This is a genomic window from Hymenobacter segetis (assembly GCF_054776495.1).
In genome coordinates, this window is the sequence record NZ_BAAHBV010000002.1 from 343945 (window position 1) to 363870 (window position 19926).

Genomic DNA, 19926 nt, shown 5'->3' on the forward strand with positions numbered 1-19926 from the left:
GTACGACCGGAACCGCTCATAACCGTGCAGTTATAACAACATCAGCAACGACAAGACGCAAAATATTGCGTCTCTACTTCGTTCCAATTATCCGCAACGATTGAGACGCAAATGGGCGTCTCTACATAGTTCTAGAAGATGGCCAACCCCACCGGTTTCAAAGAATTTTCCCGCGAGTTGCCGCCCAAAGCCGCACCGCAGGAGCGCGTGGCCCACAACCGCGAATTCGTGGGCGCTTACGCCGAAAGCCAGCTCACGCAGCAGGCCGCCCGTTGCATGGATTGCGGCATTCCGTTCTGCCATTCGGGCTGCCCGCTGGGCAATATCATCCCCGAATTCAACGACGCCGTGCGGGAGCAGGATTGGGGAAATGCTTACCAGATTCTCTCCGCCACCAATAATTTCCCGGAGTTCACCGGCCGCATCTGTCCCGCGCCGTGCGAGGCGGCCTGTGTGCTCAGCATCCACAGTAGCCCGGTGGCGATTGAGGAAATCGAGAAGCACATCATCGAAATCGCCTTCTCGAAAGGCTACGTGCAGCCCACTTCGCCGGTGCTGAAATCGGGCAAGACGGTGGCCGTGGTGGGTTCCGGCCCAGCCGGACTGGCAGCGGCGGCGCAGCTGGCGCGGGCCGGCCACACCGTCACGGTGTTCGAGCGCGACGACCGGCCCGGCGGCCTGCTCCGCTACGGCATCCCCGATTTCAAGCTCGATAAATGGGTGATTGACCGCCGCATCAAGCTGCTGGAAGACGACGGTATCAGCTTCCGCTGCAACACCGAAATCGGCCGCGATATTTCTGGTGCCGAGCTTACCGCGAGCTTCGATGCCGTGGTGCTGGCCGGCGGGGCCAGCGTGCCGCGCGACCTATACATTCCCGGCCGCGAATTGCCAGGCATCTACTTCGCCATGGACTACCTCACCCAGCACAACCGCCGGGTGAGCGAGCTGGGCATTGAGGACGATGAAATCTGGGTTGAGGGCCAGGACGTGGTGGTTATCGGCAGCGGCGACACGGGCTCCGACTGCGTGGGCACGGCCAACCGCCAGCGGGCACGCTCCGTCACGCAGTTTGCCCTGATGCAGCAGCCCGGCACCGAGCGCCCCGCCCACACGCCCTGGCCACAGGAGCCGCACATTTTCCGCAGCAGCACCTCCCATGAAGAAGGCTGCCAGCGCTACTGGGGCATCAATACCAAAGCGTTTCTGGCCGATGAGTACGGCCAGCTCCGCGCCCTGCGCGTGAGCGACGTGACCTGGGAAACTGACGTCATGGGCCGCCGCATCCGCTTCGAAGAGGTGCCCGATTCTGACCGTGAAATTCCCTGCCAGCGCGTGCTGCTGGCCCTGGGCTTCACCGGCCCCCGCGTAGACGGCCTACTCACCGAGTTGGGCGTGGCCCTCGATGAGCGCGGCAACGTGCACGCCGATGAAAAAGCTTACCTCACCTCCCGCCCCAACGTGTTCGTGGCCGGCGACATGCGCCGCGGCCAGTCGCTGGTCGTCTGGGCCATCTCGGAGGGCCGCGAGGCGGCGCGGGAAGTCGACGTGTTTCTGACGGGCAAGACGGCCCTGCCGAGCAAAAATGCGGTGGGCATGTTTGCATAGCTTGCCGCATTGCGCGTCGCATATTCTAAACACCTGGCGGAATATGTTACGCGCAGCAAACAAAGGATAGCATCGCGAATGCTTCCTCACCCGGCGAATAGGCGGATACTATAAACAGCCCCGGCATTTGGGAATGCCGGGGCTGTTTGCGTTTACGGAAGCCGCCACGCTAGCCGGCGCATATCGGTTCAAGTCGGGTGGGCTTTCTGTCGTCGGCCAGCAATGCGGGGCTGCACTTGCGCCTGCCGGGCCGAGCCAACATAGGTCGCTCCAGCGGGGCATCTGAAAACGAATGGACCACCGGTGAGCCGGACCGCTGGCGTGCGGCTCCACCCTGGCAATTGATAGCCGGCCCGTAGTGGGCCACCGCCGGAATTGATTGCAAAACGCCGTTTCATACTATATTAGAGAAACGGCTAGTCACGACAAAATACAAGTCAATCAAGCGGCTTACACTTACATCACACGTTCACCGCGCCTGCCAAACGCCGCCAAAACACTTTTTACAGGCAATTATCTGCACTCATTCGCTTATCAGCTCCGACACAAGATTATACGCCACACGCACAATAAATTAGAATAATCATAAAACAAAATACTTCCCATCGGAGCCTCTGCCACACCGTTCATGGCAACCTGCTCAAGTGTTTTTTTCCAATCTCCGCTCATTTTTTTTTCAGTTTCTCATCTCTTTTTTCCCACCCACAATTGCTGATGAATTTATTCCATTACCCTCTTGGCGCTTCACGCACTGCCGGCCGGTGGCTGCTGCTCCTGCTGCTATGCCTCGGCAGCCGGGCCGTTTCGGCCCAAACCCTCGTCTGGGAAGAGAACTTCAACGGCACGACCATCGACCCCGATACGTGGACGTTTGACTTCGGCGATGGCTGTGAGCGTAACCTCTGTGGCTGGGGCAACCAGGAGCTGGAGTATTACACCAGCCGGCCCGACAACGCTCGCATCGATAACGGCAACCTACGCATCGAGGCCAAGCGCGAAGCCTTTCAGGGCAAGGACTTTACCTCGGCCCGCCTGAAAACGCTGGGCCGCGTGCACTTCAAATACGGCACCCTGGAAGCCCGCATTAAGGTGACGAACCTGCAAAACGGGCTGTGGCCAGCCTTCTGGATGCTGGGCGCGACCGGCAACTGGCCTGCCAGCGGCGAAATCGACATGATGGAGATGGGCAGCGCAGCTTCCTACCCCAGCAACGTGAACAACTGGGCCGGCGCTGCCCTACACTGGCAGAACAACGGCGCGCACGATTTCGTGAGCCAGCTGCACCAGAGCACTACCCCACTCACCGATGTCTACCATGTATACAAGCTGCAGTGGACGGCCACCGAAATCAAGGTATTCATTGATAACGTGCAGTATTTCAGCCAGAACATCACCGACCCCGACATGGAGGAGTTTCACCGGCCCGAGTTCATCCTGCTGAACCTGGCCGTGGGCGGCGTGTACACGGGCAAGATGAGCCCTGGCGACATCACGGCCCCGCTGCCTTCGGCCATGCTGGTCGACTACCTGCGCCTGTACCAGAACCCCGGCGACGAGCTATATATCGGTAAGAACCATGCCTTTGCCGGCGACTACGGCGTGCTGTCGGAGCGCACCACCATTACCGATAAGCTGGCCTTCGACGGCGTGGATGCCAACCTCTACTACTGGAACAACCTGACCAATATCACCACGCCCGCACCGGTGCCCTTCGAGGGGCAGGACGTGCTGGCGGTGCACGCCAACGCCGGCAACTGGTTCGGCATGGGGGTCGACAACGTGGTGAAAAATCTGGGCAATTTCGCCAACGGCTCGTTGAAGTTTCAGTTCAAGACGACTTATACCGGGCAGTTTAAGGTGGGCGTGAAAAGCGGCCACGGCGAGAGCTGGGTGAATTTCCCGGCCGGCTCGACCCAGTACGGCCTGGTGCGCGACGGCAGCTGGCACGAGGTCACGATTCCGCTCAGCACCTTCAATCAGCCTAGCATGGGCATGCACATCGACCTGGTGTCGATGAACGGGCTGTTTATGTTTGCCGGCGACCCGGCCACCGGCCCGGCCGATTTCTACTTCGACGACGTGCGCTACACCGGCGGCGTGGCGGCCAACCCGCCCCCCACGGTGAGCCTGACCGCCCCGGCCCCGAACGCCATTATCACCCTGCCGGCCAGCATATCTCTCACCGCCACGGCGGCCGATGCCAACGGCACGGTGAGTAAAGTGGAGTTCTTCGAGGGCACCACCAAGCTGGGCGAAGACCTCACCGCACCCTATGTATATACCTGGACGGGGGCACCGGCCGGGGTGTACGTCATCACGGCTAAAGCTACTGACGACGAGGGCGCGACCACCACGTCGAGCCCCGTGACGGTGTACGTGGCGGCGGCCGGCAACACGGCCCCGACCGTCAGCCTGACTGCGCCCGCAGCCAATGCCAATTTCCTCACACCCGCCAGCATCACGCTCAGCGCCGATGCTACCGATACCGGCGGGGGTATTTATAAGGTGGAGTTTTTCCAGGGCACCACGCTGCTGGCCACCGACTTCACCGCGCCCTACAGCTACACCTGGGCCGGCGCGCCAGTGGGCAGCTACAGCATCACGGCCCGCACCACCGATACCGGCGGCCTCACCGCCACTTCGGCGGCCGTGAGCATTACCGTGGCCGACCCCATTGTACCCACGGTGAGCATCACGGCCCCGGCCAGTGGCACCAGCCTGACGGCCCCGGCCAGCGTGACCATTACGGCCGACGCGGCCGACACCAACAGCCCCATTGCCAAGGTGGAGTTCTTCCAGGGCAGCACCAAGCTGGGCGAAGACCTCACCGCCCCTTACTCCTACGCCTGGACCGGCATCGGGCCGGGCGCGTACTCGCTCACGGCCAAAGCCACGGCGGTTGATGGCTACGCCACCACTTCGGCGGCGGTAGCACTGACCGTGCGGGCCATTCCGTGCGTGAACACGGCCGCCAACGGCGAATACCGCTACGAGGTATTTACCAGCGGCCCCGACGTGACCTACACCTTCCATCCGCTGGGCGCCACGGCGGGCGGTAACCTGGCCATCATCTTCATCCGCGAGGGCAGCGTGGGGGCCTTCCCCGGCTATACCATGGTGCGCAACGCGGCCGGCGACTTTACCTTCACCCGTCCCATTGCCACCGGCGTGGTCACCACCTTCTACTTCACTTATGAGGTGGGCGCAGGCGGCCCGCAGCACAACACGCAAAGCACCCCGCATAGCTACACCGTGGGCACGCTGTGCACCGGCGGCGGCCCCAACAACGCCCCGCCTACCGTGAGCCTGACCGCACCCACGGCCACGGCCACCTTTACCTCACCGGCCACCGTGAACCTGGCTGCCACGGCGGCAGATGCCGACGGCACGGTGAGCAAAGTCGAATTCTACCAGGGCAGCACCAAGCTGGGCGAAGACCTCACCGCGCCCTACACATACGCCTGGACGGGCGTGGTGACCGGCACCTACATTCTGACGGCCGTGGCCACCGACAACAGTGGCACCACCGCCACCTCGGCCGCCGTGACCATCATGGTGCGCAGCACCGACGGCTCGTGCGCCACCACCGCCGACTACAGCTTCCGCGCCGAAACCATTGGCCCCGACGTGACTTACACCTTCCACCCCATTGGGGCCACGGCAGGCGGCAACCTGGCCCTGATTTACATCCGGGAAGGCAGCGTAGGGGCTTACCCCGGCTACCCCATGACGCGCAATGCCGCCGGCGACTTTACCTTCACCAAGGCCATTGCCACCGGCGTGGTCACGAGCGTGTACTTCACTTACCAAGTGGGCGCTAATGGGCCGCAGAACAACTCGGCTGCCACCCCGCACACCTACATCGTGGGCACCAGCTGCGGCAGCATCGCCACGGCCACGACGGCCGCCACGGCGCTGGCCACGGGCACCCTGCACCCCAACCCGCTGGGCCAGGGCAGCGCAGTGCTGGCCTTCAGCATGGCGCAAACCAGCGCCTACACGGTTGCGCTGTACGATATGAAAGGCTCCCGGATTAGCACCCTGAGCACCGGCCGTGCCGCCAGCGGCCAGCCCGTATCGGTCGACATTGCGGCCGGCACCCTGGCCAATGGCATCTACCTGGTGAAGGTAACCACGGACAATACCGTACTAACCAAGCGCTTGGTAATAAGCCGCTAGGCTTTTCAGGCAGACCAGTCACGGTTCAGGGCTTGTCTGGAATCGGCGGGTTCTTGCCCAAATTTGAAGAACCCGATGAGCGGGTGGCTACTAAGCCACCCGCTCATTTGCTGTTAGCCACGGCCATTCTTGCAACAGGAATATGGTCCGGCGCACAATATGGGCCATTTCGAGAGGCCGGTCGTGCGATAACCATTATTGCGAGTGGAACGCAACCCGTCAGACTGAATTTCAGCGCGGGTCTAAGCGACTCCGCTGAACAGCCCTACCAACTGCGCCAACGCTCCCGGCGAATGCAGGGCCTCCGTTTGCTCCAACGTCTCGGCGGCGACGGTGGCGGCGCGCTCACGCATGTGTTGTTCGTAGTGGCCGATGGCGGCTTGCAGGTCCGGGAACTGGTTGCTGGTGAGGCACTGGCTTAGTTCGAGGGCGTCGAGCATGGCCATATTCACGCCTTCGCCGGCGTAGGGCGGCATGAGGTGGGCGGCGTCGCCGAGCAGGGTGAGGTTGGGCTGGGCGGGCCAGGTTTGGTCCAGCGGCATGCAGTATTGGGGGCGGGGCACGCAATACGTAGCCTCACTGGCAAATAGCTCCTGCCAGATGGCATCCCAACCGGCAAACTCCTGCCGGAACCAGGCCAGCATTTCGGCCGCGCTTGTGAAGTCGATGCCGCTGTTGCGAGCCCAGGTTTCGGTCGTTTTGCAGCCGGTATAAAAAGCCAGGCTGCCATCGCCCTTTGCACTGATAATGAGGGTTTTTACATCGCCCATTGCAAAGACTTTTCCACCCCGTACCAGCTCGTGCAGGCGGGGCGCGTGCTGCGCCGAGTTGGGCAGGCTACCCTCCACCACCGTCACACCCGAGTAGAAAGGCCGGATGGGTGTCAGCACCGGACGAATTTTCGAATTGGCGCCATCGGCTCCCACAACGAGGTCGGCCACCGCCGTGGTGCCGTCCTGAAAAGTCATTTCCCAACCCGCACCCAGCCGCTGCATGGCTACCAGCTGGCGGTTCCAAACCACCGTATCGGGTTGCAGCGAGTCGAGCAGCAGCTCGCGCAGCGGCCCCCGGTCGATTTCGGGCCGGAAATGGGCGTCGCCAAACGTGGCGGCTTGCGCTTCGGCGTGGTCGTCGAGCACGATGGTGGCGTGCTGGTCGGTGAGGCGCAGGCGGTCGGCTCCCGGCCGGTAATGGGCCCGGAAGGCGTCGAGCAGGCCGGCGGCGCGCAGGGCGGCCAGGCCCGATTCGTGGTGCAGGTCGAGGGTGGCGCCCTGCACCCGGCCGTGGCGGCTGAGGTCGCGCTCGTACACTTTTACTGAGGCGCCGCTTTGCTCGAGCAGGCGGGCCAGGGTGAGGCCGCCGGGGCCACCGCCCACGATTGCAACTTGCTTATTACGAAGTAACATGGCTGAATTATCTGGTTGATTTCAGGCCAAAATTATTTCTTCGGCAAAGCGGATAATTGAATAAATCGGTCGTTTTTGTTCCGCGCTAACTCCTTCGGCGCCACGCCCGTGTATTTCCGGATTTCGCGGATGAAATGCGCCTGGTCAGCAAAGTTTTCCTCCGGAAACAGCCGGCCCTCCCGCAGCTGCGGCAGCGAAGCCCGGAAGCGCAGAATGTTGCCGTAAGCCTTCAGCGAAAGGCCGAACTGGCGGGTGAAGTAGCGGTTGATTTGCCGGCTGCTCCAGCCCGCCGCCGTGGCCAGCGCCTCCACGGTGAGGCCGCCGTCGGAAGCGTAGAGCAGGTCGAATAGCCGGCGGTGGCGCGGGTCGATTTTGGCGGGCAGCAGGGGCGTAATCCGGGCCGCCACCCTGGCGCAGAAGCCATCGAAATCCCTCAGGTCCTCGGCGCTCATGCCCAAGAAATCCGGCGGCAGGTGGCAACCGCCGTCCAGCAAGTCGGCCACCGGCACGGGCAGCAGGCAATCGGCCGCCAGCAGCCGCCAGCTAATGGCAAACATGGTGGTACGCGGCAGAATGGTTTGGGCATCGGGCCGGTTTTGCAGGCCCAGCAGCGTAACGTGGTAGGGCTCGGTGGCCGACAAGGCAAAAAACACATCAATGCGCCCGTCGGGCACGATAACCACCGGCTGCGCGTCATCCGAATGATTGATGAGCATCCAGAAGCTCTCCACAAATTCCGCCAGCGCTGGCGGCGGCGGTACCGCCCGGTACTCAATATCACTGAAGGCCATTGGGGCGCGTTGGGGTTGAAGAGGTTTGCCAGGTACCGACGAATAGCCCGGCCAGATACTTCATTTTCGGCCCGTTGCCGCGGCCTCCTACCCTATCGCCCGCTGCACCCACGGCTTCAGCCCCGGCACGCGGGCCAGGCGCACAGCCGTGTCCACCAGCCACGCCTTGTTGCTGAGAAAGCGCATGAGGCGGTAGCTTTTGGCCAGCTTGCGGCCGATTTTGTGGGCTACCTGGGCATCGTATTCCTGCATAAATCCGGCGCTGAAATCCTGCTTTGCAAAGCACGCCGCCGCCTGCGCCCCAGCCAGGATGCCACTCTGAATAGCCGTGTCGATGCCGTGGCCCTGCAAGGGGTCAATCAGGGAAGCCGCGTCGCCACACAGTATGAACCGCGTACCACTGATGGGCCGCGTGCGTCCGCCACCTAGCGGCAAACCAAACCCCACAATGGGCCCCAACTGCCGCGCCTCCGCAAAGCGGCCGGCCAGTTCGGGGTGCGTGGCCAGCATTTTCGTCATCACTTCCTTGAGGTCGACTTTGTGCTTCGCCACCACTTCAGACAGCATGCCCAGGCCTACATTATAGCGGCCCACGCCCACGGGAAACAGCCAGACGTAGCCCGCCAGGTAGTCGCTGCTGAGGAAAAACTCGGTGGTGCCGCTGCTGGCGCCGGCCACGTTTTCGTAGTAGGCCCGCACGCCGGCGCAGTGGTGGGCGCGGTCGAGCGGTGCGGGCAGCAGCTTGCGGCCCACGGCAGAATTGGCTCCATCGCAGCCTATAACTAGCTGGGCGGTGATTTCGCGACCATCGGTGGTGGTGAGGCGGGCGTGGTCGGGCTCAATCTGCAGGGTTTTGAGGCCGGTGTTTTCGAGAATTTCGGTGGTCGAATTCTTTCGTACTAATTCGAGTAATGCCGCGTCAAACGTTTCGCGGGGGCTGTTGAAGCTGGGCAGCTTCCATTGCAGCGTGAGGCTGGCCCCGCTGGGCGCTACCAAGCGGGAGTCGCGCACATCATCGCGCGGCTGGAGCTGCCAGAGCGCCTCCACAAACGCCGGGTCGAGCTGGCGCAGGGCCTTGAAGGCGTGGCCGGGAATGGCGTCGCCGCACACTTTATCACGGGGAAATTGGGCTTTGTCCAGCAGGGCCACGCGCAGGCCGCTTTGGCGCAAGGCCAGGGCGCAAGCGGTACCGGCCGGACCGGCTCCGACAATGGCCACGTCGTAATCAAATGGGGAAGAAACAGGCACGGGGCCAAAGGTAGCAGCCACGCTTGGGCGGCTCCTGCTGCCCCACCACATTTCCGGCGATTTTGCGTACATTCATTCACACTTCAGCTCCCGGCCTTGACTGCTCTACCGAACATTCTGCTTCCGGCCGATGACGCGGCCCGCCTCCAGGCCCTCAGCCGTTACCAGCTGCTGGACGCGCACCGCGAACAAATCCTCGACGATGTGGTGGCCGCCACCGCCCATCTGTTCCGGGTTTCCAACGCCATGCTGACCATGGTGGAGGGCACCACGGTACTGCTCAAGGCTCCTTACAACCTGCCGGTGCCCCTCGAACGCCTGCCGCGCGAGCAAAGCCTGTGCTCGGCCACCATCCTGCAAAATGAGACGGCTGTATTCGAAGACCTCACCCAAAGAAGTGCGCCGGGCGTCGATATTTCCCTGATTCTGCAGCTGGGACTGCATTTCTACGCCGGCCACAACCTGCGCACGTCCGAGGGCCACAACATCGGCACGCTCTGCCTCTTCGATGGCCCGCCCCGGCACTTCCCGCCCACCGAGCGCCACCTGCTGAGCCAGCTGGCCGCTCTGGTAATGCACCTGTTGGAGCTACGACGCATTATGGGGCCGCATTCCGGCCTCACGGCGCTGCTGTGGGGTCCCATCTACCGCAGCATGAGCGAGCAGCTGGCGGTACTCAATGACCTGGCCCGGCACACGGTACCGCCCGATGGCCCGCTCGCCCCGGCCGTGGCGCAAGAGGCCGGCAGCATCGTGGCCAACCTCGACCAGCTGGTGGCCGGCACCCTGCGCCGCAAGTAGCGCCCGGTTTGCCGCTCCCCGCCGAATTATCCCGGGCTGGTTGGGGTTAGGGCTGAAAACCCCTACATCTTCACGGCACAATCGCGCAACCCTGGCCCCCTGCCAGCGGTACAAGCAGTACCTGACAGCTCGGCGGTACGCACCTGCCTACCGGCCCACCAGAACCATTTGCTTCTTACTGGCCGCGCCCTTTTACCTATTCTATTTTGGTTGATAATTCTATTTCCCTGATACCGGCCAACGACGCAGCCCGCCTCCACGCCCTCGAAGGCTACCATTTGCTGGATGCACGCAGCGAAAAAGTTCTGGATGATGTGGTAGCCGCCACCGCCCGGCTCTTCGGCGTTTCCAACGCCATGCTGTCCATTGTGGAGAAAGATGAGGTGCTGGTGAAAGCACCCTACAACCTGCCGGTAGCCATTGAGCGCGTGCCGCGCGGGCAAAGCATGTGCTCGGCCACCATTTTGCAGGATGACACGGCGGTGTATGAAAACATGAACCTGGCCAGCGCCCCCGGCGTCGATATTTCCCTGCTTCAGCAATTGGGCCTGAGCTTTTACGCCGGCCACAACCTGCGCACGCCCGAGGGCTACAACCTCGGCTCGCTGTGCGTGTACGACGGCCCGCCCCGGCAGTTTTCGCCCGTCGAGCGCGCCCTGCTGGCCACGCTGGCCGGCCTAGTGATGCGCCTACTGGAGCTGCGCCGCATCCTGGGTGCCCACGCCGACAGCACCGCCGTGCTCTGGAACCCCGTGTACCAGGCCATCGGCGGGCAGCTTTCCCGCCTCACCGCCCTGGCCGAGCGCACCACGCCTCCCGGCGGCACCGCCCAGCTCACCGAGCCCGTGGTAGCCGAGGTGAAGGCCATTGCGGGCATTGTCGACCAGTTTGTGACGGCCACGCTCAAACGAGTGTAGGCCAGTGAGCGCGGGGGCGGCGTACTTTTGCGCCGTTTCCGTGTTTCATCATTATGCTTGAAGAAAAGAAGGTAAAAACGCTGGCGCTGCTCGGCGCGACGGGTTCCATTGGCACGCAGGCGCTGGAAGTGGTGCGGCAGCAGTCGGGCCGGTTCCGGGTGGCGGTGCTGAGTGCGCAGCGGCAGTGGGAGTTGCTAGCGCAGCAGGCCCGCGAGTTTCTGCCTGCCGCCGTGGTTATCGGCGATGAAAGCTGCTACCAATCCCTGAAGGCCGCCCTGGCCGACCAGCCCGAAACCGAAGTCCTGGCCGGCACCGCCGCCCTGGCCGAAGTGGTGACGCGACCCGAAATCGACATCGTGCTCACCGCCCTCATGGGCTACGCCGGGCTGCTGCCCACGGTGGCCGCCATCCGGGCCGGCAAGGACATTGCCCTCGCCAACAAGGAAACGCTGGTGGTAGCCGGCGAGCTGATTACCAGCCTCATCAAGCAGCACAACGTGCGCCTGCTGCCCGTCGATTCGGAGCACTCCGCCATCTTCCAGTGCCTGGTGGGCGAGGATGCCAACCCCATCGAGAAAATCATTCTCACGGCCTCGGGTGGCCCGTTCCGGGGCCGCACCGCCCAGCAAATGGAGGCCGTGACCAAGGCCCAGGCCCTGAAACACCCTAACTGGGACATGGGCGCCAAAATCACCATCGATTCGGCTTCGCTCATGAACAAGGGCCTCGAAGTTATCGAAGCCAAGTGGCTATTTGGGCTGACCAATGAGCAGATTGACGTGGTGGTGCATCCCCAAAGCATCGTGCATTCGCTGGTGCAGTTCGAGGACGGCTCGCTGAAAGCCCAGCTCGGCCTGCCCGATATGAAGCTGCCCATTCAGTACGCGCTGGGTTACCCGCAGCGGCTGGCCAACACCTTCCCGCGCTTCTCCTTTCTCGACTACCCCACGCTCACCTTTGAAGCGCCCGACCGGGCCGCGTTTCCCAACCTGGAGCTGGCCTTCGGGGCCATGCGGCGGGGTGGCAACGCGCCCTGCGTCCTCAACGCCGCCAACGAAGTGGCCGTGGCCGCATTTTTGCGGGAGCAGGTCGGCTTCCGTCAAATGTCGGACCTCGTGGCCGAGTGCCTGGCGCGGGTATCGTACCTTGCAGAGCCGATATTGGCCGACCTGGTGGCTACCGACGCGGAAACGCGGCGGATTGCTGCGCAATTAATTATGAATTAGAAATTATGAATTATGAGTTTGCGCTTAGCTGCTCCAGGCAGCTTATGGCTTCTCAATTCGATTCGTATTTCCCAATTCATAATTCATAATTTCTAATTCATAATTCAATTTCCCCCTTGGCTATCCTCACCATGATTGGCCAGCTTGTGCTGGCCCTTTCTATCCTCGTTGGCTTGCACGAATTCGGCCATTTCGCCTTCGCCAAGCTCTTTAAAATCCGGGTCGATAAGTTCTACATCTTCTTCGACTTTCTGTTTCCGATGCCCAACGTGGCCAACTTCGCGCTTCTGAAAAAGAAGATTGGCGAGACGGAATATGGCATTGGCTGGTTTCCGCTGGGCGGCTACGTGCAGATTCACGGCATGATTGACGAGACGCAGGACGCCTCGGCCCTGGCCGGCCCGCCGCAGCCCGACGAATTCCGGGGCAAGCCCGCCTGGCAGCGCCTGCTGGTGATGCTCGGCGGCATCATCATGAACGTGATTCTGGGCATCATCATTTTCGGGGCAATGACGTTTCACTATGGCGACACGTTTCTGCCGGCTTCGGAGGCCCGCTACGGCATCTTGCCCAACGGCCTGGGCCGCGAAATCGGCTTCCGCACCGGCGATAAAATCGTAAAAATCAACGGCCGGCCGTTCGATGAATTTGATGACGTGTACAAGCCCGAGGTCATCATGGGCGACAACTCCTACTACACCGTGGAGCGCAACGGCCAGTTGGCCGACATCAAAATCCCGAAAAACTTCCTCGACAAATTTGGCAAGCAAAGCGCCGACAGCCTGCTGGTGCGCCCCCGCGAAACCTTCGCCGTGGACCGCGTGACGCCGGGCGGCAACGCTGCCAAAGCCGGCCTGCAAGTGGGCGACGTCATCACGAACGTGGCCGGCCAGCCGGTGCAGTTTTTCGACGAGCTCCAGGCCGTGTTGCTGGCCAACAAGGACAAAACCGTGCCCGTAATGGTGCAGCGCGGCGGCCAGCCCCTCACGCTGAATATTACCGTCACCAGCTCGGGCCGCATCGGGTTTGAGCGCAAATCGACTTTGCAGCTCGGCACCCGCAAGTACACGCTGGCCGAGTCCATTCCGCAGGGCGTGAGCAAGGCGTTTGGGGTGATTGGCTTGCAGGCGCGCGCCTTCGGCAAGATTTTCAAGGGCGAAGCTTCGGCTTCGGAAAGCCTGGGCGGGCCGGTTGAAATCGCACAGCAGTTCGGTGGCATCTGGGATTGGCAGCATTTCTGGGGCCTGGCCGGTGGCCTGAGCATGGTGCTGGCTTTCATGAACCTGCTGCCCATTCCGGCCCTCGATGGCGGCCACGTGGTGTTCCTTCTCTACGAAATGATTCTGCGCCGCAAGCCGTCGGATAAGTTTCTGGAAGGTGCCCAGCGCGTGGGCACGGTCCTGATTCTGGCTCTGATGGCGTATGTCATCGTGTTCAAGCAGGTGATGAAGCTGTTCCACTAAACGGAACCGATAGGTTATCCAGAACGTCATGCTGCGCGAAGTCGAAGCATGACGTTCTTTTTTTCACTCAATCAGTTTCTTTCCCATGCGCCTGCTCACCCTTCTCGCCGCTGCGCTGCTGCTGTTTCCGCTGGCCGGGGCCGCGCCGGCGCTCCACGCCTACCACTCCACCATCACGGAGCTGCGCTACAACGCGGCCAAAAAGCAGTTGGAGATTTCGGTCAAAGTCTTCGTTGATGACTTCGAAAAGGCGATTTCGCAGGGCCAGCCCACCCGTGTGAACCTCACCGATGCGGGGCCGCGCCCGCTGGTGCTGGCCACGGCGTACTTCCAGCGCACTTTGCAGGTGAGCGTGACGAGCGGCAAGCCCCTGCTGCTGCAAGTGCTGGGCATGCAAGCCGAAAACGACGGCTGCTGGTTCTATTGCAAAGTCCCCCTGCCGGGCCCGGTCACGGCCGTGAAGCTGCGTCAGGCCATGCTGCTCGACACCTTTGCCGACCAGATGAACATCGTAAACATCGAGGCCAACGGCAAGAAGCAAAGCGCGCTGTTCCGCGCCGGCCACGAGGAGGAAACCATCGGCTGGTGATGTAGCGCGGACTTTTAGTCCGCGAATGGAATCGTTGAATTCGCGGACTAAAAGTCCGCGCTACGCCTCAATCGCGCCGCGCAGGAACTGGCAGAAGGGGACCATCGCTGCAAATACATTCACCACGTGGGCACGAAAGTCGGCGTGGCTTAGCACTTCCGCATCGGTCATCAGGTGAGTAGCGGTGAAGCTTTTGTGCTTCAATAGCTCGATTTCGGGATGGTCGACGGAATAGGCGGCGGGGGATTTTTTGAGCCTATCGCCGCTCATGGAGCCGAAGTAGCGCTGGAAATCGGGCGCGGCCAGAATGGCTTTCAGCTTGTCGGCGTTGTAGTCAATTTCCTGGCGAATGGCGGCCAGCTGCGTTTTATCGGGCATATAAAAACCGCCGCCGATGAGCGTGTTACCATTTGGACCAATCTGCACGTAGTAGCCGGGCGTTTCAATATCCTTGCCGCTGGCGGTGAAGTAGGCCGAAAAATGCGTCTTGTACGGGTCTTTGTTGTTGCTGAACCGCACGTCGCGGTAGATGCGGAAGATGCTTTTGCGGCCGGCGGGGCCGGCGATGCCCGGGTCTAGCTTAGCCAGTTCCTGATACCAGAATTCGGCATCTTCCTCGAATTGCTTGCGGAGCTGGTCGTAGGTGGCTTTGCGCTCCTGAAACCAGGGCCGGTCGTTGTTTTTGGTGAGGGCGGTGAGGAAGGTGAAGAGGGGTTTGAGCTGCATGGGCGGGGGGAAGTTGGCGGTAAACTCCCCTCCTTACCAAGGAGGGGATGTTTCAGCGAAGCTGAAACGGGGGTGGTTGTGGCGTTGAACAGCTTCGCCCAGGTTTCGTTCGGACGTATTCCAGCTACCATTCAACGCCTACAACCACCCCAGCTGCCGCTTCGCGGCAGCGTCCCCTCCTTGGTAAAGAGGGGAGTTTTCGCTCAGTCATCATCGCCTTCCTCTTCTTCTCCATGTTCCGCCTTCGCCTCGCGCAGAAAAGCGGCGCGACGCGGGGCGGGCATGTGACTGTTTTCGCCCCGAATGGCCTGCCAGATATTCTCGTTGAAAGCCAGGTCGGGGGCGGCGTCTTCGCGGCTCATGTCGAACTTGAGGGAGCGGCGGGCGGGGGCGTTGAAGGCGGTATTGCGCACGTCCTGCGGGGTGGTGGCGGGGCGCAGGGCGTAGGGTTTGAAGTTGGGTTTTGGGGTGAAGCAGGCCCAGAGGGGCAGGGCGGCGGCATCGTACTGGCTCATGGGCGGCAGGCCGAGGATGAGCTCCAGCGTGCGCAGCATCCCGGAGGTGGTGTAGGCGGTGTGCACCACGGCGTGGCGGCGGATATACGGCCCCACGAGGTAGGCCGTGGAGCGGTGCGCGTCGATGTGGTCGGGGCCGTTCTGGGCGTCGTCTTCCACTACCATCACCACCGATTCTTTCCAGACGGGGCTTTTGGAGAGGTGCTCGATGAGGCGGCCGAGGGCGAGGTCATTGTCGGCGGCGTAGCTCAGAGGGCTGAATTCACCCTTGCGCGCGCCGAAAGTGTGGTCGTTGGGCAGGCGGATGATGCTGAGGTCGGGCAGCTGGTTGGCGGCCACCAACTGGTCGAAATCCTGCTCCCATACTTTCTCCCGGTCTACGTCGCGCACATGCAGGTCGAAGCCGGCATAGGCTTCGCAAAAGTGGCCTGCGATGGCCGGCAGGCTGGCTTTGCCCTTGTACACAAACTCGCCGTAGTTGCGGAAGCTGCGGCCGGCGCGGCGGCAGTAGTCCCACAGGAAGCCGTCTTTGGGCTCGGCTACTTCGCCGCGGTTGCCCTCGAAATCGTACTCGCCTCCCCGGCCGCTGTAGTTGCCGGGCCAGCTTTTTTCCACGAAATCAGTCGCGTAGGCGGCGGTACTCCAGTTGTGGCCGTCGGCGCTCACCTCGGCATCCACATAGAAATTATCGAGCAGCACAAACTCCCGCGTCAGGGCGTGGTGGTTGGGCGTCACCTTTTCGGGGAAGAGGCAGAGGCTGGCGTCACCGTTGCCAGCCGGTAAATCGCCCAGCACTTGGTCGTAGGTGCGGTTTTCCTTGATGATGTAGAACACGTGCTTGATGGGCGAAGCCTCCCCCACGCGCTGCGGCACGGGGCTGCCGGCGGGTACATCGGGCGCGGTTTCGCGGGTTTTGGTGAAGGGCGTGTTGGCGTAAACCTGGGCTGAGAAGGCGGCCAGGGCTTTTTCATCGGGCACAGGCAGGCGCGAGAGCGAGCCGAGCAGCAGCCCGCCGATGTAGCCTTTGCCTTTTTCGCCATCGTCGCGCACCGGGTTGGGGCCGTCGGGGTTGGGTTTCGAGGTGCTGCCTTTGCCGTTGGCAATCAGGAGCTGATTGCCAACCACGCGCACCGCCGTGGGGTACCAGCCCGTGGGGATGAAGCCCAGCGGCCGGCTGGCGCGGGGCTCGCGCACGTCGAACACAGCCAGGCAGTTGTTGTCGGCGTTGGCAATAAATAGCTGGGAGTCATCGGCGCTCAGGGTCAGGCCATCGGGCGTACTGCCGGCGGGCGAGGCAGGAAACAGGGCGGTATTCAGCGTTTCGATGACGAGGCCAACTCGGGTATCGATGACGGAAACCGAGTTGCTGTTGGCATTGGCCACGAACAAGCGGCGGCCGTCGCGGGTCAGGGCGAGGTCGTTGGGGTGGCTTTCGACGGGAATCGAAGCCAGTAATTGCTGCTTTTCGGTATCGTAAACCGCCACCGCGTGGCCGCCCCAGAGGGTGATGTAGAGCCTGGTGCCGTCGGGGCTGAGCAGGGTGCCGTAGGCTTCGGCGGGCAGCTTGAGGGTGCGCAGGATGCGGCGCGTTTTCAGGTCGAAGGTGTACAGAGAATTGTCCTCCCGGGTCACGGCGTAGAGCACGTTGTGGCGGCCATCGACGGCGAGGCCGGCTACGCCGATTTTCTGTTTCGGCCATTTCTGGCCCAGCACAAAGGCACTATCGGGCTGTAGTTTCTGGCCTTCGATGCGGAAGCAGTGAATGCGGTTGTGCTGCCCGCCAGAGGCGTAGAGCGTGCGGCCATCGGGCGCGAAGGCGAGGCCGGCCCAGGCGGCGGGCACCACTTTGGTATCGAGCACCTGGCCGGTGGCGGCATCCAGAAGCTGCACTGAGTTTTCGCCCCAACCGGCGTTGGTTACGGCGGCCAGGCGGCCGTCGGGGCTGATTTGCAGGCTCAGGGGGAGGTCGCCGAGGGGCGTGGTGGTGCCGGCGGGGCTGAGTTTCCAGCCGTTGGAAAGCTGGGTCTGGCTGGTGCCGGCAATGGGGCCGGGCAGCACGCCGGGGGCTTCGGGTGCAGCTTTGGTACTGGGGTTGCCGGAGCAACCGAGCAGCGCCAAAAGCGGCAGTATGGGGATAAAACGGCGGTATTTGGTTGAAATATGCATAAGCGGGCAGCCGGGCGGAGAAACCACCGCACCAGCCACCACGAAGGTAGCGGACGGGCCGCGCCGTACCCATTACGCGGGCGTTACCGATGCTGCAGTCGAACTTTTATGGTTAGGCTAAAATAGAAACTCCTGAATGCCGTTGTAGCCGCATCCCTCTTCATTCCGGTTTGTTTCTATGCTGCGTCGACTTTCGTGCTGCGTGCTGTTGGTATTGCCCGTTTTTCAGCTGCTGGCCCAGTCCTGTACCCCGCCTGCGGAGGGCTTGCCGGGCGCGAATTCGGCAGATTTCTGGCGGCAGCAACGGCAGTTCCCGCGCGTGCGGGCGGCCGAAGCGGCTACCGGCCCGGCCGTGGCCCACCTGCTGCGCACGCACTACCTCGACCCGCGCCGGCTGGAAATCATGTTCCGCCTCGTGAAAACCCGCATGGAGTTGGAAGTGTGGGCCCGCAACCAGGGCGGCGGGCCCTTTGAGCTGCTCCACGCCTACCCGCTGGCGGCTACCTCGGGCGCGCTCGGCCCCAAGCGCCGGGCCGGCGACTACCAGGTGCCGGAGGGCTTCTACGAAATCGACCGCTTTAATCCCAAGAGCAATTACCACCTCTCGCTGGGCCTCAACTACCCCAACGCCGCCGATTTGGCTTTGGGCGAGCCCAACCCCGGCGGCGACATTTTCATCCACGGCGGCGAGGCCAGCATCGGCTGCCTGCCCATCACCGATGCCGGCATTGAGGAAGTGTACTTGCTGGCCGTGACGGCCCGGGCGGCCGGGCAGGCAGTGATTCCGGTGCACATTTTCCCGTTTCCACTCACAGAGGTTGAGCTGGCGAAACACGCCGCGAGCCCGCACCTGGCCTTCTGGCGCGGGCTGCTGCCGGGCTACGCTTATTTTGAAAAGCACCACGAGCCGGCAGAGCCGATGCAGCTGGCGGTAGCCGGTAAGTAGCGGCCGGCCGGGCGTAAGTTTGACCGGCCGCACCATTCAGCGGCGCTTTTTGCATGAATCCTTCCGTTACTCACAGGGCCGGGCGGGCGGCGCGGCGCTGGTTTACCCTGCCGCCGGGGCTGGTGCTGGTGCTCGCCCTAGTGGCCGCGGCCAACCTCACCAAGCTCAGCAGCGTGCACTTCGGCCCCGACCGGCCGGTGGATTTCCGCCCGGCCTACGTGGGCCAGTGGGCCCTGCGCCACGGCCTCGACCCTTACCAGGACCGCGACATTCGGGAAAGCTGGCGGCGCATTGTGGCCGACGAAAACCTGGTTTCGCACAGCACGCCCGGTCTGCCCGACCAAGCGTTTATCTACCCGCCCTGGGCAGCGGCCTGGCTGGGCATACTGCTTGGTGCCCTGCCCTACAGCCTGGCTTGGCCGCTGTGGTACGGCGTGGTGCTCCTGGCCCTGCTAGCGGCCTGCTACGCCACTCAGCGCGCCCTGGCGCGCCTCAACGCCCCGCCGCTCACCACCGCCGACCTGCTCCTCACGGCTCTGGCCCTGAAAGCTACCGTGGTGGCCCTCATCAACGGGCAGAATACTTTTATGGCCTTGGCGCTGGCCACCGGGGCTTGGTGGGCCGCTGGTGCGGGACGCCGCACGCTGGCCGGGGTGCTGCTAGGGCTGGCCGCATTCAAAATCACCGTGGCGCTGCCTTTCATTGGGTTATTTCTGTTGGAGAAGCGCTGGCGCAGCATCGTGTTGGGCGGGGCCGTGGGCGCGGTAATGCTGGCGTTGTTTTGGTTTTGGGCGGCTGACCCGGCATCTAGCCTGGCCAGCTACCGCCACCTGCTCGATTTCGTGCAGGCCGACGTGGTGCGCCCCACGCAGCCCGGCTACCCGCTGGGCCGGGGCATGATTCTGCAATTTGAACTGCGCAACCTGCTGGAGTTTCTGCGGCCCGGCGGGCACCGTTGGGCCGGACTGGCGGGGCTGGGGCTGGCGGGACTGGTGCTGGTCCGGCTCTGGGGCCTGCGGCGGGCTGGCCACTCGCTGGATGGGCTCTACGCGCTGCTGCTGCTGCATTTGCTGGGCCTGCTTTTCACCTACCATGTAGTATATGATGCCCTGCTGCTGCTGCCGCTGCTGGCCTATGGACGGGCCTTTCCGGGGCGGGTGCAGGCGGGACTGCTAGCGCTGACGGTGCCGTTTTTTCTGCCCATTAATGGCCTATTGGACCGGCTGGGGCAGCCTATGGCGTTGCATCTACTCTACTTCACGCTGCCGCTGGCCACGCTGGGCCTACTGCTGTACCTGCTGGTGCTGGGGCCGCGCCCGCTGGGGCCGGTACGCGCATAATCGGG

Annotated in this window: 14 protein-coding genes; 9 read left to right on the forward strand and 5 right to left on the reverse strand. The window is 62.8% G+C overall.

The features are described 5' to 3' along the window. Positions 1-138 precede the first annotated feature (138 nt). Both ACYU70_RS12045 and ACYU70_RS12050 read left to right on the forward strand, forming a co-directional pair. A complete protein-coding gene (locus ACYU70_RS12045; protein ID WP_342299041.1) occupies positions 139-1608 on the forward strand; it encodes a glutamate synthase subunit beta in 1470 nt (489 codons plus the stop codon). Between the two features lie 714 nt (positions 1609-2322). Further along, a complete protein-coding gene (locus ACYU70_RS12050) occupies positions 2323-5787 on the forward strand; it encodes an Ig-like domain-containing protein (protein ID WP_342299042.1) in 3465 nt (1154 codons plus the stop codon). A 242-nt stretch (positions 5788-6029) separates the two neighbouring features. On the opposite strand, the gene ACYU70_RS12055 is transcribed toward ACYU70_RS12050, so the two are convergent. The 3 genes from ACYU70_RS12055 to ACYU70_RS12065 all read right to left on the reverse strand — a co-directional run bounded on the left by ACYU70_RS12055 (position 6030) and on the right by ACYU70_RS12065 (position 9232). Then, positions 6030-7193 (reverse strand): FAD-dependent oxidoreductase, encoded by a 1164-nt coding sequence (locus tag ACYU70_RS12055; protein WP_342299043.1) that lies wholly within the window; start codon positions 7191-7193, stop codon positions 6030-6032. 32 nt (positions 7194-7225) lie between these two features. After that, positions 7226-7984, reverse strand: a complete 759-nt coding sequence (locus ACYU70_RS12060; RefSeq protein ID WP_342299044.1) for a helix-turn-helix domain-containing protein — start codon at positions 7982-7984, stop codon at positions 7226-7228. Between the two features lie 87 nt (positions 7985-8071). Next, positions 8072-9232, reverse strand: coding sequence for a geranylgeranyl reductase family protein (locus tag ACYU70_RS12065; RefSeq protein ID WP_342299046.1), 1161 nt, complete (start codon positions 9230-9232; stop codon positions 8072-8074). Between the two features lie 96 nt (positions 9233-9328). Between ACYU70_RS12065 and ACYU70_RS12070 the strand changes: the two genes are divergently transcribed. The 5 genes from ACYU70_RS12070 to ACYU70_RS12090 all read left to right on the forward strand — a co-directional run bounded on the left by ACYU70_RS12070 (position 9329) and on the right by ACYU70_RS12090 (position 14228). Next, positions 9329-10033: a GAF domain-containing protein gene (locus tag ACYU70_RS12070; protein WP_342299048.1), complete on the forward strand. Its 705-nt coding sequence runs from the start codon at positions 9329-9331 to the stop codon at positions 10031-10033. Between the two features lie 206 nt (positions 10034-10239). Then, on the forward strand, positions 10240-10950 hold the full coding sequence (locus ACYU70_RS12075; protein WP_342299050.1) for a GAF domain-containing protein: 711 nt from the start codon (positions 10240-10242) through the stop codon (positions 10948-10950). 53 nt (positions 10951-11003) lie between these two features. Then, positions 11004-12176: a 1-deoxy-D-xylulose-5-phosphate reductoisomerase gene (locus ACYU70_RS12080; RefSeq protein ID WP_342299052.1), complete on the forward strand. Its 1173-nt coding sequence runs from the start codon at positions 11004-11006 to the stop codon at positions 12174-12176. 116 nt (positions 12177-12292) lie between these two features. Continuing rightward, positions 12293-13639: an RIP metalloprotease RseP gene (gene rseP / locus ACYU70_RS12085; RefSeq protein ID WP_342299053.1), complete on the forward strand. Its 1347-nt coding sequence runs from the start codon at positions 12293-12295 to the stop codon at positions 13637-13639. A gap of 85 nt (positions 13640-13724) precedes the next feature. Next, positions 13725-14228 (forward strand): DUF6702 family protein, encoded by a 504-nt coding sequence (locus tag ACYU70_RS12090; RefSeq protein WP_342299055.1) that lies wholly within the window; start codon positions 13725-13727, stop codon positions 14226-14228. Positions 14229-14288: 60 nt separating this feature from the next. Here the strand turns inward: ACYU70_RS12090 and ACYU70_RS12095 are convergent, their stop codons facing one another. Both ACYU70_RS12095 and ACYU70_RS12100 read right to left on the reverse strand, forming a co-directional pair. Continuing rightward, on the reverse strand, positions 14289-14954 hold the full coding sequence (locus ACYU70_RS12095; RefSeq protein WP_342299056.1) for a DUF2461 domain-containing protein: 666 nt from the start codon (positions 14952-14954) through the stop codon (positions 14289-14291). 203 nt (positions 14955-15157) lie between these two features. Further along, positions 15158-17587, reverse strand: a complete 2430-nt coding sequence (locus ACYU70_RS12100) for a bifunctional YncE family protein/alkaline phosphatase family protein (RefSeq protein ID WP_342299057.1) — start codon at positions 17585-17587, stop codon at positions 15158-15160. Between the two features lie 226 nt (positions 17588-17813). Between ACYU70_RS12100 and ACYU70_RS12105 the strand changes: the two genes are divergently transcribed. Continuing rightward, a complete protein-coding gene (locus tag ACYU70_RS12105) occupies positions 17814-18581 on the forward strand; it encodes a L,D-transpeptidase family protein (protein WP_342299058.1) in 768 nt (255 codons plus the stop codon). A 53-nt stretch (positions 18582-18634) separates the two neighbouring features. Next, positions 18635-19921, forward strand: coding sequence for a glycosyltransferase family 87 protein (locus ACYU70_RS12110; protein ID WP_342299060.1), 1287 nt, complete (start codon positions 18635-18637; stop codon positions 19919-19921). Positions 19922-19926: the final 5 nt, after the last annotated feature.

Coding starts and splice junctions, on each gene's coding strand:
- ACYU70_RS12110 (WP_342299060.1), top strand. CDS start 18,635: ATGAATCCTTCCGTTACTCACAGGGCCGGGCGGGCGGCGCGGCGCTGG.
- ACYU70_RS12105 (WP_342299058.1), top strand. CDS start 17,814: ATGCTGCGTCGACTTTCGTGCTGCGTGCTGTTGGTATTGCCCGTTTTT.
- ACYU70_RS12045 (WP_342299041.1), top strand. CDS start 139: ATGGCCAACCCCACCGGTTTCAAAGAATTTTCCCGCGAGTTGCCGCCC.
- ACYU70_RS12080 (WP_342299052.1), top strand. CDS start 11,004: ATGCTTGAAGAAAAGAAGGTAAAAACGCTGGCGCTGCTCGGCGCGACG.
- ACYU70_RS12090 (WP_342299055.1), top strand. CDS start 13,725: ATGCGCCTGCTCACCCTTCTCGCCGCTGCGCTGCTGCTGTTTCCGCTG.
- ACYU70_RS12050 (WP_342299042.1), top strand. CDS start 2,323: ATGAATTTATTCCATTACCCTCTTGGCGCTTCACGCACTGCCGGCCGG.
- ACYU70_RS12055 (WP_342299043.1), bottom strand. CDS start 7,193: ATGTTACTTCGTAATAAGCAAGTTGCAATCGTGGGCGGTGGCCCCGGC.
- ACYU70_RS12060 (WP_342299044.1), bottom strand. CDS start 7,984: ATGGCCTTCAGTGATATTGAGTACCGGGCGGTACCGCCGCCGCCAGCG.
- ACYU70_RS12095 (WP_342299056.1), bottom strand. CDS start 14,954: ATGCAGCTCAAACCCCTCTTCACCTTCCTCACCGCCCTCACCAAAAAC.